Source organism: Vibrio sp. 1731 (assembly GCF_033339955.1).
GTDB lineage: Bacteria > Pseudomonadota > Gammaproteobacteria > Enterobacterales > Vibrionaceae > Vibrio > Vibrio alginolyticus.
Map to the genome: position 1 here is coordinate 1 of NZ_JAWOVO010000001.1, position 16,954 is coordinate 16,954.

At 45.4% G+C, this 16,954-nt stretch carries 5 protein-coding genes; 3 read left to right on the forward strand and 2 right to left on the reverse strand.

Annotated features, from left to right (window positions below; genetic code table 11):
- The coding region (locus R7035_RS00005) for a cadherin-like domain-containing protein (RefSeq protein WP_318145906.1) at positions 1-1,733 on the forward strand (1,733 nt) is incomplete at its 5' end.
- 157 nt (positions 1,734-1,890) lie between these two features.
- Positions 1,891-7,011 carry a VWA domain-containing protein gene (locus R7035_RS00010; protein WP_318145907.1) on the forward strand — a complete coding sequence of 1,707 codons (5,121 nt, stop codon included), beginning with the start codon at positions 1,891-1,893 and terminating at the stop codon, positions 7,009-7,011.
- 87 nt (positions 7,012-7,098) lie between these two features.
- Here the strand turns inward: R7035_RS00010 and R7035_RS00015 are convergent, their stop codons facing one another.
- Together R7035_RS00015 and R7035_RS00020 are read right to left on the reverse strand one after the other, a co-directional pair.
- Complete coding sequence (locus R7035_RS00015; RefSeq protein WP_005377363.1) at positions 7,099-7,713, reverse strand: OmpA family protein; 615 nt, start codon at positions 7,711-7,713, stop codon at positions 7,099-7,101.
- A gap of 2 nt (positions 7,714-7,715) precedes the next feature.
- A complete protein-coding gene (locus R7035_RS00020; protein ID WP_021707835.1) occupies positions 7,716-9,029 on the reverse strand; it encodes a TolC family outer membrane protein in 1,314 nt (437 codons plus the stop codon).
- A 389-nt stretch (positions 9,030-9,418) separates the two neighbouring features.
- Between R7035_RS00020 and R7035_RS00025 the strand changes: the two genes are divergently transcribed.
- Positions 9,419-16,951, forward strand: coding sequence for a Calx-beta domain-containing protein (locus R7035_RS00025; protein WP_318145908.1), 7,533 nt, complete (start codon positions 9,419-9,421; stop codon positions 16,949-16,951).
- Positions 16,952-16,954: the final 3 nt, after the last annotated feature.

Below are 16,954 nucleotides of genomic sequence, written 5' to 3' on the forward strand. Positions count from 1 at the left end.
ACACACCAACCATCATCAAGGTTTTAGGTAACGACACGTTCGAAGGCGACGACAAAGTGGTGTCGCTCGATAGCAATCACGGTCCAGCGAACGGCACGGTCTCGGTCAACCCGGATGGCAGCGTCACTTACACGCCAAACGACAACTACCACGGTACAGACAGCTTTACCTACATCGTTACGTCCGGTGGCGTCAGTGAGTCCACCACGGTGAACGTCGATGTGACGCCAGTCAATGACAAGCCTGACAGTGAGGACTTTACGCATGTGACTGACAAGCCTGTGACGCAAGTTGTATTTGATACTGATACGAAACCTTTAGGTGATGGCGACTCTCAAGATCATATCGCGGATGTTGAAGACGACTTAAAAGGCAACGATCTACATGTCCGAATTACTGAACTGCCAGCCTCAGGTACGTTGTTCTTTAAAGATAGTGATGGTGAGTTGCACGAAATTAAAGAAGTAAGCGATACGCTTTATGACAAAGACAGCCTTTACTATGAAGCTGATAATGTTGGCTTCTTATTAGGTATCAAAGATCGTCCAAATACGCCTAATGGCTCGGAATCTACAACAGATTTCAATAACTGGGGATTAAGTGAGGATGGTGGTTCATCACATTCCCGTACTGAGCATTTAGCCAATGGAGCTTCTATCACCATTTCTTCTGATAGCGGTGAGCTTGCGCAGTACAACCGCCAGGTGTCACACATCGGCAATGGTATCGCTGACAATGATGGGCAGGGTATTGAGAAAGGTGAAACGATTACGATCGATTTGTCTAATAACCCTGTGGGCAGCGTAAACCTTGGCTTAGATGGATTAGGTGGATTGTTTGATTACGGTGATGACAACGCAGCACTTATTACGGTTACATACTTAGATTCAAATAATGTCCAACAGACTCAAACGTTCGAGTTTTTGAAGCCTGAAGGCAACTTCATGCTATTCCAAGAAACAAGCGTTGGTTATGGGAAAGATCTAGCTCTTCCTGAAGGTTCGGTCATTACTCAGTTAGATTTTTCTACGAAAAATGAAGGTAACTGGGAGTTACGTTATGTAGAAGGTGTTCCTGCCGAAGACAGCTTTGGATATGTTGCAGTCGACTCTGAAAATGGCGTTAGCGATCCATCTACAGTCAATATCGTTAACGAAATGTTAGATGGTAATGTTGCGGAAAACGGGCCAAGTCTGTCTGTGGTCGGTGATAGTGTGACCGAGGGTGACAATATCACGTTCTCGGTTGTTTTAGATGAAGTCACCAGCACTGCTGTTAAGTACCAAGTTGATATGCTTGCTCAAGGTTCTTCAGTTGATAAGAATGACATAAATCTATCGAATGCAACCTACACAAATGGTGTTGTTTTCTTAGGTGGTTACTTGATTGTTCCAGCAGGTATAAGTAGCTTCGAAATATCGATTCCGACTATTGATGACTTGGTTGTGGAAAGCAGCGAAACGGTCGTTCTTGAGCTCGGAGGTGAAACGGGGACGGCAACAGTTCTTGATAATGATAGTACAGAACTTAGCGTAATAGATGCGGGCGATGTAATTGAAGGAACTGACGCAATATTTACCGTTTTACTCTCTAACCCTGTTCAAGAGGCCGTTGTCGTCAATCTGAAGTCAACAACAAATGATAGCTATACTGCGGAAGATGTTGATCTAGGCACTATGGTAGTGACCTATGTGGATACTCATGGTCAAACTCAAACATTAGATAGCGCCTAATGGAGACGTTACTATACCTCCAGGTGTCGCTGAATTTAAAGTCGCAGTCCCGACCAAACTAGATAATGTCCATGAAGGTGATGAGAGCTTTGGTCTTACGGTTACGGAAATCGGTAGTGTCACCAGTAATGGTATTGCAACTGGTAACGCAAATATTGTGGATTCTGATCCTGCACCTTTAGTTAGTATTAGTGCCGATCAAAATAGCGTAAATGAAGGTGAAACGGCAGGCTTTACGCTGACACTTGATAAAGTTGCAGATGAGAGTGTTACGGTTCATTTCGAATATAGCGGCGTGGCCCAAGATGGAAAAGATTTTGTTGGCGTTCTGAGTGTTGAAGTTCCTGCGGGTCAATCTTCAGCTGCTCTTGACTTACTGACGGTCACCGATGGTATTTATGAGGGCGCAGAATCTTTCACAGTAACCATTAAAGAGGTTGATGGCGCTGATGCGAGCATTGCTTCAAATAACAGCGCAAGTGTTGTGATCGTTGATGCCCAAAGTGCACCGAAAGTGACTATTAGCTCAGATCAATCCTCAGTTGATGAAGGTAGTGATGCAAAATTTATCGTCAACATTGACCAAAAAGCAGATGAAGATGTACTGGTAACATTCACAATCGGAGGGAATGTTGATGACAAAGATTATATTGCTCCAAGTACGTACACAGTCACGATTCCAGCGGGTAAAACGTCGGCGCCGATTGATATAAAAACTCTCGATGATGGTATTTACGAAGATCTTGAAAACCTAACCGTGACTCTAATTGATACGGTTGGTGCAGATTCGACGCTTGCAAGTGACTCGAATGAAGCAACAGTCTCTATTATAGATGCTCAGCACGCTCCAGAGTTTATTTCTGGCGGCGATAGTGCTGGTGACAAACCAAATGATGATGTTTACGACTTCGGGTCAGTTAACGAAAACACGGTGAGTGGGGCCGTTATCGGCACGGTCGTTGCTGAAGATCACGATAATGACGTGCTTGTATACCGCTTTGCAGATGGCTCGAGCACTAATGGTATTTTTGATATCGACCCGACAAGCGGAGAGATTTCATTGAACAAGACAATCGATGATGTTGACTTGGGCGATTATACGCTTCAGGTTGAGGTTATCGATGGAACTGGCGGGATTGATACTGCCGAGGTAAATGTATCTCTGGTAAATGTGAATGATGCTCCTGAATCTTCGCCTTCAGTGGTTGAGATGAATGAAGATTCTCAAGTGATGCTTGATTGGTCATCATTCGGTATTAGCGATGTGGACTCTGATGTATCAGATCTTTCCGTCCAAATTACAACGCTTCCTGGCGATGGATCATTAGAGTACAGAGATTCGCAAGGCGATTGGCAGTCTGTCCAAATCGATCAAGTGCTTGATAAGCCGCTCTTTGATGAAAACAGTGTTCGTTTTGTACCTGAATTAAATGAGTCTGGCAGTGACAGCTTCGGCGGAAATCAAGTCGGAGACCAGGAGTCTAGTTACGCTCAAATTGGCTTTAAACCAACAGATGGACAGAGTACCGGTCAAGAGTCAACACTGACAATAGACGTAAACCCTATCGCTGATAAACCGAACTTAATCGCAGTGACGCCATTAAACTCATTGCCTCAACAAGAGTTTAACGTTACGACATGGAGTAATGTTCAAGTTGGTTCTAGTGATGGTATGGGGGTCAATGGAGAGACTCTAATCTCAGCGATCAACGCTCTTAATGAAGCCGATGGTACTCGATTGAGTTGGGCAAATGTGGAAGATTTAGGGACTCATGCAACCTTGGCAAATGAGGCCGTTCTAGTCACATCTCTTGTTTATCTCGAAGCTGGCTCGAGTTACGACTTTGTTGGGCAAGCAGATGATAGCCTTGCAATCAAGTTGGGTGGTACGTTACTTGATCAAGCTCGTTGGGGGAGCGACAGTGGTGATATTAAGGGAGCTAGCTTTACCCCTTCGGTATCTGGCTTTTATCCAATTGAAATTTATCACCATAACCAAAGTGGTCCGGGTAACTTTAATGTGGATGTATCCATTAATGGACAAGCGCCTGTCAACCTGAGCAATAGTAGTCTTTACGTAGTTAGTGATGAAAGTGCACTAGAAGCAACTGATATCAGAACGTCTGAACTACAAGAAGTTAATGGTGTTGCGTTTTACGAAACATACCAGCTGAACGAAGGGTTACAAGATACAGCGATACCGCTCTCTGAAATTAAAGCAAGCTTAAATGATACAGATGGCTCTGAATCACTTAAAGTCACGCTAACTGGCTTACCTGTAGGTGCGATCCTTTCAGATGGAAATAGTTCTATTACTGTCGCAACTATTGATGAAGAACTGGACGTGACAAGTTGGGCATTAGATGCACTTACTGTGACTCCACCTGCGGGCTCCCATGATGACTTCACTATCAATTTGACTGCAACGAGTACAGAAAGCTCGAATGGTGATTCAGCAGAATCTAACTTGGTGATCAATGTTGTAGTACATGAGAACTTACCGACGGAAACGGAAAGTGATTTGGGCGAAACCATAGAAGACAATACTCTACAAGGGAATGTATTGCTTAATGACTCTGACGGCGACAATATTCTGATGGTAGATCATCTTACTATCGATGGTGCTGATTACGAGGTAGGCGAAAGTGTTTCTTTGACTAGTGGTACGTTACTAGTAAACCGAGATGGTAGTTACATATTTGAACCTGCTGAGCATTGGTCAGGTGACGTTCCATTAATTAGCTATACCACAAATACTGGCGTAACAAATACACTTGATATCAATGTTGTTGCTATCGCAGATGCACCTACGATCACGATCAATGTTGGCGACTTAGTTAAACGAGATGCTATTGATCCAAACCATCACTTAGCTACATCGGCAATAAATAATACCAATACCGAAAATGAGGCTGTCGCAGCCAACCTTGGGTTGGATAATGCAGTACCTAAAATTAATACACACGCTGGTGTTGTGTTGGGAGTCAATACTGACTTAAGTGACACCGACAGCTTGTTTGTTGGGACAGATTTCAACGATGTATTCTATGGTGGCGGTGGCGATGACGTATTTGTTGGCGGTGGTAACAATGATACGTTTTATGGTGATGACGCGACCAGTCTTACTCTGCATGATGGTAAAGATACAGTTTACTTAACAGGGAACTTTGATGACTACAAAATGACCTTCAAAGACGATCATGGCGGTAAAGTTCCATATTGGATTTTATTAGATAGTCGTTCTATCGATTCGGTAAACGATCATACAGGTAGTGATGACCGAGGTGATCATTTATATGAAATTGAACGCGTTGTTTTTGCAGACAAAATTGTTGATTTGAAACCTGATGGCACTTATGAAGTGCTTCAAGATCGCTGGATTTCGGTCGATGTGGATGTTGATCTAGTTGATGTCGATGGAAGTGAGGATTTAGCGCAGACTGCTCTTGTACAAGATCTACCAGACGGTGTTGACGTGTATGTTGATGGGCTCGCAATTAAGCAAGATTCAAATGGAGATTACCCTGTCACTCTTGGTACAGATGGTAAGCTTTCCCTGGATATCAGAGTGCCATTCGATTATGAAGGCAGCTTAGAGTTCCCGCTAAGCGTTACTGCTACGTCTGTTGAAGGATCAAATAATGACGCAGCTTCAACAACTGAATCCGTTGAGCTTACAGCTCGTGACTATGTGTTGGAGTCGGGATCACATGGGAATGATCAGATAACGGGTAGTGACGATCACGATATTATTGTTGGTGATGTTCAAGGATTGGAGATCATTGCAGGTCAGGACTACAACATCGCATTTGTTCTGGATACTTCAGGGAGCATGGGTAACTGGGTAGGAACTGCGAAGCAAGAAGTGCTAGACGTGTTTGATGAGCTGTTAAGTGCGGTAAATCAAGGAGAGAAGCCAGGGACAGTGAATATTCACCTTAGTGAATTTGCTTCAAGTGCATCAGCGGTGATTTCTGTTGACTTGAGTTCTCTTACAGCAAGAAAAGAGTTTGTAGAAGAGTTGAATCGTGTAATTGATGATGAGGGTTCTGGCGGCACAAACTATGAGGCGGGCTTACAGTCGGCCGTTGAATGGTTCAGCAGTCAACCTAACCCTAATGGCCAAAATATCACGTACTTTGTTACGGATGGTCAACCAAATAGAGCAACATACCTCTATGGTGTAGCACCGAGTGAATTCTCGAAAGTGATTTTGGACGTCGATAATTCTGGCAAGCTTGTTACCCTGCAAGATATTGCGAGTAAAAACAATTACTCATACGGACAAACAGTTACCTACAAAGGTGATGTCGTTATAGATAGTTACGGTAAGGTTTATTCACCGCTAACAGGAAGAATCCTTGGCGATATCGACAGATATTATGGCTCTATCCGTTATTACGATGAAGGGAATAGCTCGACACAAGCTCAACACATGTATCAAGTACTAGCGGCATTGTCCTCTATAGAAGCGATAGGTCTTGGGAGTGGCGTTGATGAACATACACTCAAGCAGTATGACACTGATGGTGTGGTAGAGTCAGATATTGATGTTACTAAGCTTGCTGAAACGATATTGGGTCAAGATGTACCTCTCAAACAAGGTTCAGACACTATTCAAGGAGGTGAAGGTAACGATATCTTGTTAGGTGACTTAATTGAGTTTGGTGGTAATGAACAAGGCTTAAGTGCGATTCAATCACATGTGGCGCAGCAAACGGGTCAGGATGTGTCTACCGTTGACGGCGAAGATATACATGAGTACGTTAGAAATAACTTGGAAGAATTCAACCAAACTCACCAAGGAGATAAATCGGATAATTTATATGGCGGCGCTGGTGATGACTTACTATTTGGTCATGGTGGCAACGACATACTCGTTGGTGGTGAAGGGGATGATATTCTGATTGGTGGTTTAGGTAGTGATACTTTAACAGGGTCAGAAGGGGCCGACATCTTTAAGTGGAGTGAAGTCACTAACGATGTTGATACTGTCACTGACTTCAATAAAAATGAAGACGCTCTAGACTTCTCAGATCTGTTTGACGACTTATCTAAAGATGAAATTGGAGAGCTTCTTAATGATCTTCAATCAGGTGATCATACTGGTGATGTCGGAGAGTATCATGTAGAAGTGGCACCAGACGGGGGATCTGAGGCAAACCTGAGTATTACAAAAGGGAGCTCGACATTGGACATCCATTTTGACGGTGCAAGTGTTGATGATGTGACTCAAAGCTTAATTGCGAGTTTAGAAGCTCAGTACAAAGACATGTAGTAGCGCTAAACTGTAGTCAAATTTAAAATCAAAAAAGGTCTAGCAATTTGCTAGACCTTTTATTTTTACGGTCTGTTTATTGTTGTGCTAGCTTTTTGGAAGTGTTGTGAAAACGGTCCATTCTTTCTTCACTTCACCCTTGTGGCCAATCACTGTTGCGGTTACTCGACGGTTCAATGCGTGACTAACTTGGTCTGTACCTTGTGTCGCAAGTACTGTGTCTCCATAGCCGACAATGGTAACTCTATCTCCACTAATGCCATTCTTCATGAGCTCTTTTCTAACGTTTTCAGCGCGGCGCTTAGATAGGTCAAGATTATGTTCTGCAGTACCAGTGCGACTAGCATAACCTTGAATCTCTATAGACGTGTTCGGGTACTCTTTCAAAAAGTCGGATAGTTCAAGAATTTGTTGCGTAAAGATAGGGTTGATCACATCGGAATCGTTCGCAAATAGTACTCGAATTTGCATTTCTTGTGAGGAGTCAACGTACGAACCACAACCGTCGTTGTCTATTTCGGCACCCAAAGGTGTACCCGGGCACAAATCTCGCTCGTTAATGACTCCGTCAGAGTCATCATCTATATGATCAGCCCACTGATCGGCAATTGGGGTATCTATGTAATCATATTCATCACCACGATCTGATGAACTGCATGCGGAGAGCATTAATGAGAGTGTAATAAAAGCTATGTGTTTCATAATTAATACTCCACTTCTTCTAGCCATTCTTTAGGCATTTCAACCCTTAATGCACTCAACAGTTGCCCAGTTGCGTTCATCACTCGATATTTGGCGTACTGCTCTGCGTATTTAGAATCTAAGTAGTCTTTACGCGCCTCAAAGAGCTCGTTTTCAGTGTTCAATAGATCAAGCAGTGTTCGTTTACCGATGCGATATTGCTTCTCGTAAGCAATTACGGTCTCAGACGCAGAGTCTACATGATCTGATAGAAACTCTTTTTGTTGTAATGTTAAATCAAGCGCACTCCAAGAAAGCCTTAACCCTTCTTCAACATTGCGATAGGCACCTTCACGCAAGTCTTTTGCTTTATTTAGCTGGTAGGCGAAGTTTTCTGAGTTCGCTGCATCACTGCCGCCATTGAATAGGTTGTAGCGTAGACGCAGCATGGCAAGTGTCTCATCACTTCGACCTTTTAAACCATCAGCGTCGTCACGCCATGTTTGCGAAGCTTCAATGGAAATGGTTGGGTAATTAACACCTTTAGACTGTTTGTATTGAAACTTAGCCGAGTCTACGTCTGCGAGCGCCACTTGAATAACGGGATGAAGTTCAAATGCCAAGCCTACCGCTTCATCAACCGTGTACGGGATAAAGTTTTGGTCCGCTCTCGGAAAGATTAACCCTTGTGGTGTTTGACCGACTAAACGAGTGAACATCGTGTGAGAGTCATACAGGTTATTTTGAGCAGCAGCTAAGTTTCCGTGTGCTTTTGCCAAACGTGCTTCTACCTGCGTCAAGTCAGCAGTAGAGCCGATACCCGAGTTGACTCGTTTTTTAATATCATCGTAAATATCTTTATGAACAGCAAGGTTGTTTTCTGAAAGCTTTAGGACTTCATACGCTTTAACAGCGTCCAAGTACACTTTAGTCACTTCAAGTGCCTTATCTGAAGCATCTGCTAAGAGTTGAAATCTAACAGATTCAGCATCAGCTGCGGTTCGATCAATATCATTTAACGTAGCGCTACCATCCCATATTAGTTGGGTCAGTGTCACTGAAGCTTCCTTTCGAGTGTAATCCGTGTCGCCTCGACCAACTTCATCTGACGGGTCTAATCCTTCATATCCAATTCCAGCATCTAGATCAACAGAGGGGAGGTAAGCACCTGATGAAGCTTCATTTATGTACTTCTGGCTCATAAACTCGTTAAATGCACTTTTAATATCGGGGTTATTTTGTAGCGTCTGTGCAACCGCTTGCTCTAGAGTTTGACCGAAAACTGGTGAAGACACTATTAAGCAACAGCAGGCTATATGTACTCGATTCCATCTCACGTTAGTTCTCCTAAAATCATGTCGCTCTTATTCTGTTTCATATTTGAGACGAGAAGTTACAAACAATGAATTTTCTTAGTGCGTATTATCAACTTGTTGATGTTTAAATGTTTAATTCAATAAAAAACAACAATCTTACTCTCTAAACTCTAGCATACGAGGCAAAGCTTGCTTGGTAAGTGGTCGATTTTTTCGTAGAAAACCTTTTTATCTTAAGAGCATAGCGGAAACTGGTTTAAATGAAGGCAAATTCTTCGGTTATTTTCCTTATTACTCTCAAAAAACTAAATCCTCTTGGAATAAAACGAAAAATTCATATTTTGTCTAAACTATAGACGTGTTTAGTGCAGTAACAAGCCTTTAATTAAACTAATACAAGGATGAAGAGCATGGATCGAGTAGCGTTAAGTTCATTGATGAGCAATGTCGTGGTTATAGGGCTTGATGGGAACCTGAGAAGTCTTGAAAGTGGTCAGCTACCTCAGCCTGGTGAATTAATTATTGAGGAAGTTTCTGATACATCAGAATTAATTGTACAACAGGTAACACCGCAAGGTAGTTCAATTAACGTTACTGATGATGTCACTGCGCTAATCGAGGCTATCGCTAGTGGAGAAGACCCGGCTGCTCTTGGTGAGGATTTTGAGCCAGCTGCTGGTGAGGAAAGTGGTTCTAGCCCCCAAAATACTGGTGCAATAGATCGTACTGGCGCTGAATTGTTGGCTAGTACGAATTTTGAGACCGTCGGTATTGATGGAATCGGACTATCTACAACTCAAGCACTATCTTTGTTGGATCTTTTCAGAGTAATTAATGGCCCTGTACCACCGACTATCTTAGTTCAAGAAATATCTAGTCCGACTATCAACGAAGGTGACCAAGTTGTATTCGATATTACTCTAAGTCAAACAACTGAAGACAATACTGATGTCATTCTTTCTCTCCTTGATGGAACCGCAACAGGCGGCTCAGCTGACGAGAACGGGAGTGACTACGTCAATGAGCGTGTCCTCATAACATTTTTTGATGGTACAACAGAAGAAGTTTCAGTCGGTGAAAGCGGAACCTTTACCATTTCGATCCCACCGGGTGAAAGTGACTTTACGGTCTCTATAGACTCTATTGACGACTCTGTATTTGAAGGCCCAGAAACGTTTACGCTCTCTGGCACGACAGAAGAACAAAGCACACCTGTTACTGGGACTGCCACTATTTTAGATGATGGTAGTGGACCTGGCTCAAATCCTGATGATGATCGCCCAGCGGTAACGATGAGTGATGCAGGTACGGTTAATGAGGGTGAGACAGCGAACTTCAAAGTGACGCTGTCGAATGCCTCCGAGTCCACTGTTCAAGTCGAGCTAGGCCTGAACTTAGGTGATACCGAAGTTGGAGACTTAGGCACCTTAGAATACAACACAGGCTCCGGTTGGGTTGCAGTGCCAAACGATGGCGTAGTAACGGTGCCAGCGGGGCAAACCGAGTTTGATGTGCGTATCGCTTCCATTGATGACGCCGTTTATGAAGGCCCTGAAGATTTCAGCGTGACAGTAACCGGCATTGGCGCAGTGCAAGGCAGCGATACCGGTACGGCAACGATAGTGGATGACGGCAGTGGTCCGGGCCCTGATCCGGATGATGACCGTCCAAGCGTGACTATTTCAGACGCTGGCACCATCAATGAGGGGGATACGGCGAACTTCAAAGTCACCTTATCGAACGCCTCTGAAGCGGAAACGCAAGTGGAGTTGGGTCTTAATCTCGGCGATACCGAAGCCGGTGACTTAGGTACCTTAGAATACAACACAGGCTCCGGTTGGGTTGCAGTGCCAAACGATGGCGTAGTAACGGTGCCAGCGGGGCAAACCGAGTTTGATGTGCGTATCGCTTCCATTGATGACGCCGTTTATGAAGGCCCTGAAGATTTCAGCGTGACAGTAACCGGCATTGGCGCAGTGCAAGGCAGCGATACCGGTACGGCAACGATAGTGGATGACGGCAGTGGTCCGGGCCCTGATCCGGATGATGACCGTCCAAGCGTGACTATTTCAGACGCTGGCACCATCAATGAGGGGGATACGGCGAACTTCAAAGTAACGCTATCGAACGCGTCTGAAGCGGAAACGCAAGTAGAGTTGGGTCTTAATCTCGGCGATACCGAAGTCGGTGACTTAGGCACCTTAGAATACAACACAGGCTCCGGTTGGGTTGCAGTGCCAAACGATGGCGTGGTAACGGTGCCAGCTGGGCAAACCGAATTTGATGTGCGTATCGCTTCCATTGATGACGCCGTTTATGAAGGTCCTGAAGATTTCAGTGTGACAGTGACTGGCATTGGTGCGGTGCAAGGCAGCGATACGGGGACGGCGACGATCGTGGACGACGGCAGTGGTCCGGGCCCTGATCCGGATGATGACCGTCCAAGCGTGACTATCTCAGATGCTGGCACCATCAATGAGGGTGAGACAGCGAACTTCAAAGTGACGCTGTCGAATGCCTCCGAGTCCACTGTTCAAGTCGAGCTAGGCCTGAACTTAGGTGACACCGAAGTTGGAGACTTAGGCACCCTAGAATACAACACGGGAAGTGGTTGGGTTGCAGTGCCAAACGATGGCGTAGTAACGGTGCCAGCAGGGCAAACTGAGTTTGATGTGCGCATCGCTTCTGTTGATGACGCCGTTTACGAAGGCCCTGAAGATTTCAGTGTGACAGTAACCGGCATTGGCGCAGTACAAGGCAGCGATACGGGGACGGCGACGATCGTGGACGATGGCACTGGTCCGGGCCCTGATCCGGATGATGACCGCCCGAATGTGACTATTTCAGATGCTGGCACCATCAATGAGGGTGAGACAGCCAACTTCAAAGTGACGTTGTCGAATGCCTCCGAGTCCACTGTTCAAGTCGAGCTAGGCCTGAACTTGGGCGATACCGAAACCGGTGACTTAGGTACCTTGGAATACAACACAGGCTCCGGTTGGGTTGCAGTGCCAAACGATGGCGTAGTAACGGTGCCAGCGGGGCAAACCGAGTTTGATGTGCGTATCGCTTCCATTGATGATGCTGTTTATGAAGGTCCAGAAGATTTCAGCGTGACGGTGACTGGCATTGGCGCAGTGCAAGGCAGCGATACGGGAACGGCAACGATAGTGGACGACGGCACGGGTCCAGGCTCTGATCCGGATGATGACCGTCCAAGCGTGACAATTTCAGACGCTGGCACCATCAATGAGGGGGATACGGCGAACTTCAAAGTGACGCTGTCGAATGCCTCCGAGTCCACTGTTCAAGTCGAGCTAGGCCTGAACTTAGGTGACACCGAAGTTGGAGACTTAGGCACCTTAGAATACAACACCGGAACCGGTTGGGTTGCAGTACCAAACGATGGCGTAGTAACGGTGCCAGCAGGGCAAACTGAGTTTGATGTGCGCATTGCTTCTATTGATGATGCTGTTTATGAAGGTCCAGAAGATTTCAGTGTGACGGTGACTGGCATTGGGGCGGTGCAAGGCAGCGTTACGGGGACAGCAACGATAGTGGATGACGGTACGGGTCCAGGCCCCGATCCGGATGATGACCGTCCAAGCGTGACTATTTCAGATGCTGGCACCATCAATGAGGGGGATACGGCGAACTTCAAAGTCACTTTATCGAACGCGTCTGAAGCGGAAACGCAAGTGGAGCTGGGTCTTAATCTCGGCGATACCGAAGCCGGTGACTTAGGTACCTTGGAATACAACACCGGAAGCGGTTGGGTTGCAGTACCAAACGATGGTGTGGTGACCGTGCCAGCAGGGCAAACTGAGTTTGATGTGCGTATTGCTTCCATTGATGACGCCGTTTATGAAGGTCCAGAAGATTTCAGTGTCACGGTGGCTGGCATTGGCGCAGTGCAAGGCAGCGATACCGGTACGGCGACGATTGTGGATGACGGCAGTGGCCCGGGTCCCGATCCGGATGATGATCGTCCAAGCGTGACTATTACGGATGCTGGCACCATCAATGAGGGGGATACGGCGAACTTCAAAGTCACTTTATCGAACGCGTCTGAAGCGGAAACGAAGGTGGAACTGGGTCTTAATCTTGGCGATACCGAAGTTGGAGATTTGGGCACCTTAGAATACAACACAGGCTCCGGTTGGGTTGCAGTGCCAAACGATGGCGTGGTAACGGTGCCAGCTGGGCAAACCGAATTTGATGTGCGCATTGCTTCCATTGATGACGCCGTTTATGAAGGCCCTGAAGATTTCAGTGTGACAGTAACCGGCATTGGCGCAGTACAAGGCAGTGATACGGGTACGGCAACGATAGTGGACGATGGCACGGGTCCGGGCCCTGATCCGGATGATGACCGTCCAAGCGTGACTATTTCAGACGCTGGCACCATCAATGAGGGTGAGACAGCGAACTTCAAAGTGACGCTGTCGAATGCCTCCGAGTCCACTGTTCAAGTCGAGCTAGGCCTGAACTTAGGTGACACCGAAGTTGGAGACTTAGGCACCTTAGAATACAACACCGGAAGCGGTTGGGTTGCAGTACCAAACGATGGCGTGGTAACGGTGCCAGCTGGGCAAACCGAATTTGATGTGCGCATTGCTTCCATTGATGACGCCGTTTATGAAGGCCCTGAAGATTTCAGTGTGACAGTAACCGGCATTGCCGCAGTACAAGGCAGTGATACGGGTACGGCGACGATTATTGATAATGATGCTCCTCCTTCTATTTCAAATGTTGTGAATGCAGTTGTTTCGGAAGAAGGTTTAGCTAATGGTATCCCTGATAATACAGGATCACCTTCAGACACCACTAACTCCGCAAGTTTCTCAGGAACATTCACAGTTGCCGATCCAGACACGGCGAATGTTTCAGTGGTATTGGCAGGCCCTAACAACCTAACATCAGGAGGGGAGCCTATATCGTGGACGTGGGACAACAGTACTCAAACGCTGACTGCGAAAACTGCTCACCTGAGCGTTGTTGCTACTGTTGTGCTGAGCGAGCCTTCAGCTTCAGGTCAAGGCTCTTGGGACTATACTATTACTCTGTTTGAGCCACTTGATCATCCTGTTAATGATGTGGAAGACATCATCAACTTTGATTTACAGATTTCTGTAAGTGATGGACAAACAACAACATCTCAAAGCTTAAATGTGGCCGTTGAAGATGATTGCCCATACGTGCCTGTGGTTGTTCAACCCGTCGATGTGTCGCTTACTGGTGCACCTAACGTTCTGACAGGGCGCATAGATTTTGCAGGAAGTGAGGCAGACGCAACCAGTCGAACATTTGGGGATGTTGTTGTGACTGCAAACGGTTTTGTGTCTGACGAATCTGTGATGCTGGGAACAGCTGAAATCAATCAATCATCAGAAGGGATTGGCGTTAAAAGTTCTGGTAACAACGGCTTCCAATTAGAAAACGAAGTCGATTATCGATTCGCGGGTAATGAGGGTGTATCAGAGCAGTTAATCATAGACTTAGGCAATAAAGTTGCTTACGGAGCAGAAATAGAATTTGAGAAAATGTTTGGTGGTGAACTTGAGAAAGGAATCGCATCTTTTTATAGAGATGGTGTATTAATTGCTCAGCAATCGTTCAGCTCTGACGCAAGCAGTGGTGATTACGCGGCAAATTTCAATGTTCAACAGGGAGGCTTTGATAAAATCATCCTCGAGGCGACCAGTAATGGCAATGGCCCGGATACTGAAGACAACAGTGACTTTACCGTTAAATCAATAACCTTTACAGGTGCGTACTCTGGCGTGCCAATTGCTAGTGCGGATGGGAACCTCGGTGCTGTATATGGAGCTGATGGCCCTGGTTCTATAGTCTTAAATGGAGGTGAGGCTGGTTTAGAGACTCTAGATGGTAAAGACGTGTTGATATACGTCGATCCACAAAACTCTAATAGACTGATTGCAGAGGCTGATGGAGAGCTTGCATTCGAAGTTCAACTTACACCTAGCACTGGAAAGTGGGAGTTCTTCCAATACTTGCCTTTGACCTCACCTTATGGCGATGGGGATATCGATTTTAACTACACGATTACTGATAATGATGGTGACAGTAAAACGGGGTACTTTTCTGTCAACCCTTACGCCCCACCAATCGTAGAAGGTGTAACTCTAAACGTTTCTGAGGAAGGCTTAAGCAACGCCATTGCTGATGACTCTGCTCTAAACGGCTTTGATGACACAACTGACTCGAGTACTGATGTAGAACAATTGACGCTGGGTCAAACCGTTGATTCTGTTACGCTCAGTGAACCATCTACAGCTCTTACTAGTAACGGTATCTCTGTAACGTGGACGTTATCAAATAACGACCAAATGCTTATCGGTTCAGCGAACGGTGAAGAGGTTATCAAAATATCAGTCAATGATACTGGAGTGGTATCTACGGAGCTTCTTGGTCCGATTGATCACTCCAACCCATCTGGAGAAGACACCTTAAATATTGAGGTGCCTGTGCTTGTCTCGAATGCTCGTGGTCTTACTAACTCCACAACGGTCAACGTTATTGTGGAAGATGACTCACCAGATTCTGCATCTATTATTCACGATGTAGTTGCAGAAACTAAAGAAAGTGCCAACGTTCAGCTCATAATGGATGTCTCGGGTTCTATGCGAACGGATAATCGCTTGCAGATAATGAAAGATTCGGCAACTCAGTTATTGAATCAATATGAGTCTATCGGTCAAACGCGAGTTCAAATTATTACTTATAGCAGTACAGCATCCACTTACGCTATAGGTGCTGCGACGTGGCTGACGGTCGAGGAGGCCAAAGCGTATATTGAGACGCTAACTGCGGGTGGCGCGACTAACTATAACAACGCGCTAAATGAAGCAAAACAGTCATGGGATGATGTAGGTAAGTTAACCAGTGCGTCGAATGTTAGTTACTTCTTGTCAGATGGTCAGCCAAACCCTGCGTCATCATTTATAAACGACGCTCGCGAGCAGAGTTGGATTGATCACCTAACCGATCCTGATAATCAGATAACAGCCCTAGCGTATGGTATGGGCGTTAATCTTATGCCGGAGCAATTAGATCGCGTAGCATATGATGGCTTTTTGAATCAAGACCTTGATGGTGTTGTGGTTCCTGACGTAACTCAATTACCTCCGGTTATGTTGCAGTCAGTGATTCAACCTGTTGGGGGGAACTTGATGTATACCACTTCTCCAGATACAGGTATTGGTGCAGATGGTGGTTATATTAGCGAAATAGAACATGACGGTGTCACTTATTCGTTTGATGGTACAGACCTAATAGTTACTGACAATAACGATGGTATTTCGCATGCATTTGACGACACAACGATGCAGCTTACTATCTATATCGACAGCAAACATACTCTGGAAATCGACCTAAACGATGGTACGTATGCATTTTATGGTGCGGTGGGTGATACAGTTGAAACGTTAGACTTCGATTATGTATTGACGGATAACGATGGCGATCAAAGTGAGAATACCCTGCAATTCGTTATTGATGAAAACGGAGGAGTAAATGCTTCAAGTAATGGCTCTGCAAATATTATTGAAGCTGAAGTAGATGTAAGTCATGACATCTTGATCGGTAATGATAACGAGGCAGATGTCTTTAAATGGGTCAACGACTCCTTGGATACAGGAACAGATCTAATTAGAGGTTTTGAGAGAGATTTGGACACCTTAGATCTGAGTGAAGTAGTTGAAGATGCAGGGCACAATACGATAGAAGAACTTCTTAATAGTATTGACTTGAACATTGATGGCGATGACTTATCTCTAGAAATAACCCATAACGATGGAAACTCAATTCAAACTATCGTAATAGAAAACGGGGCGACAGAGTTTAGTGATTTAATCGTGGGAAATGCGGACTTTGAGAGAGATGTGTTATCCGCACTAACTAAGGTTAACTTAGAGCCATAATGA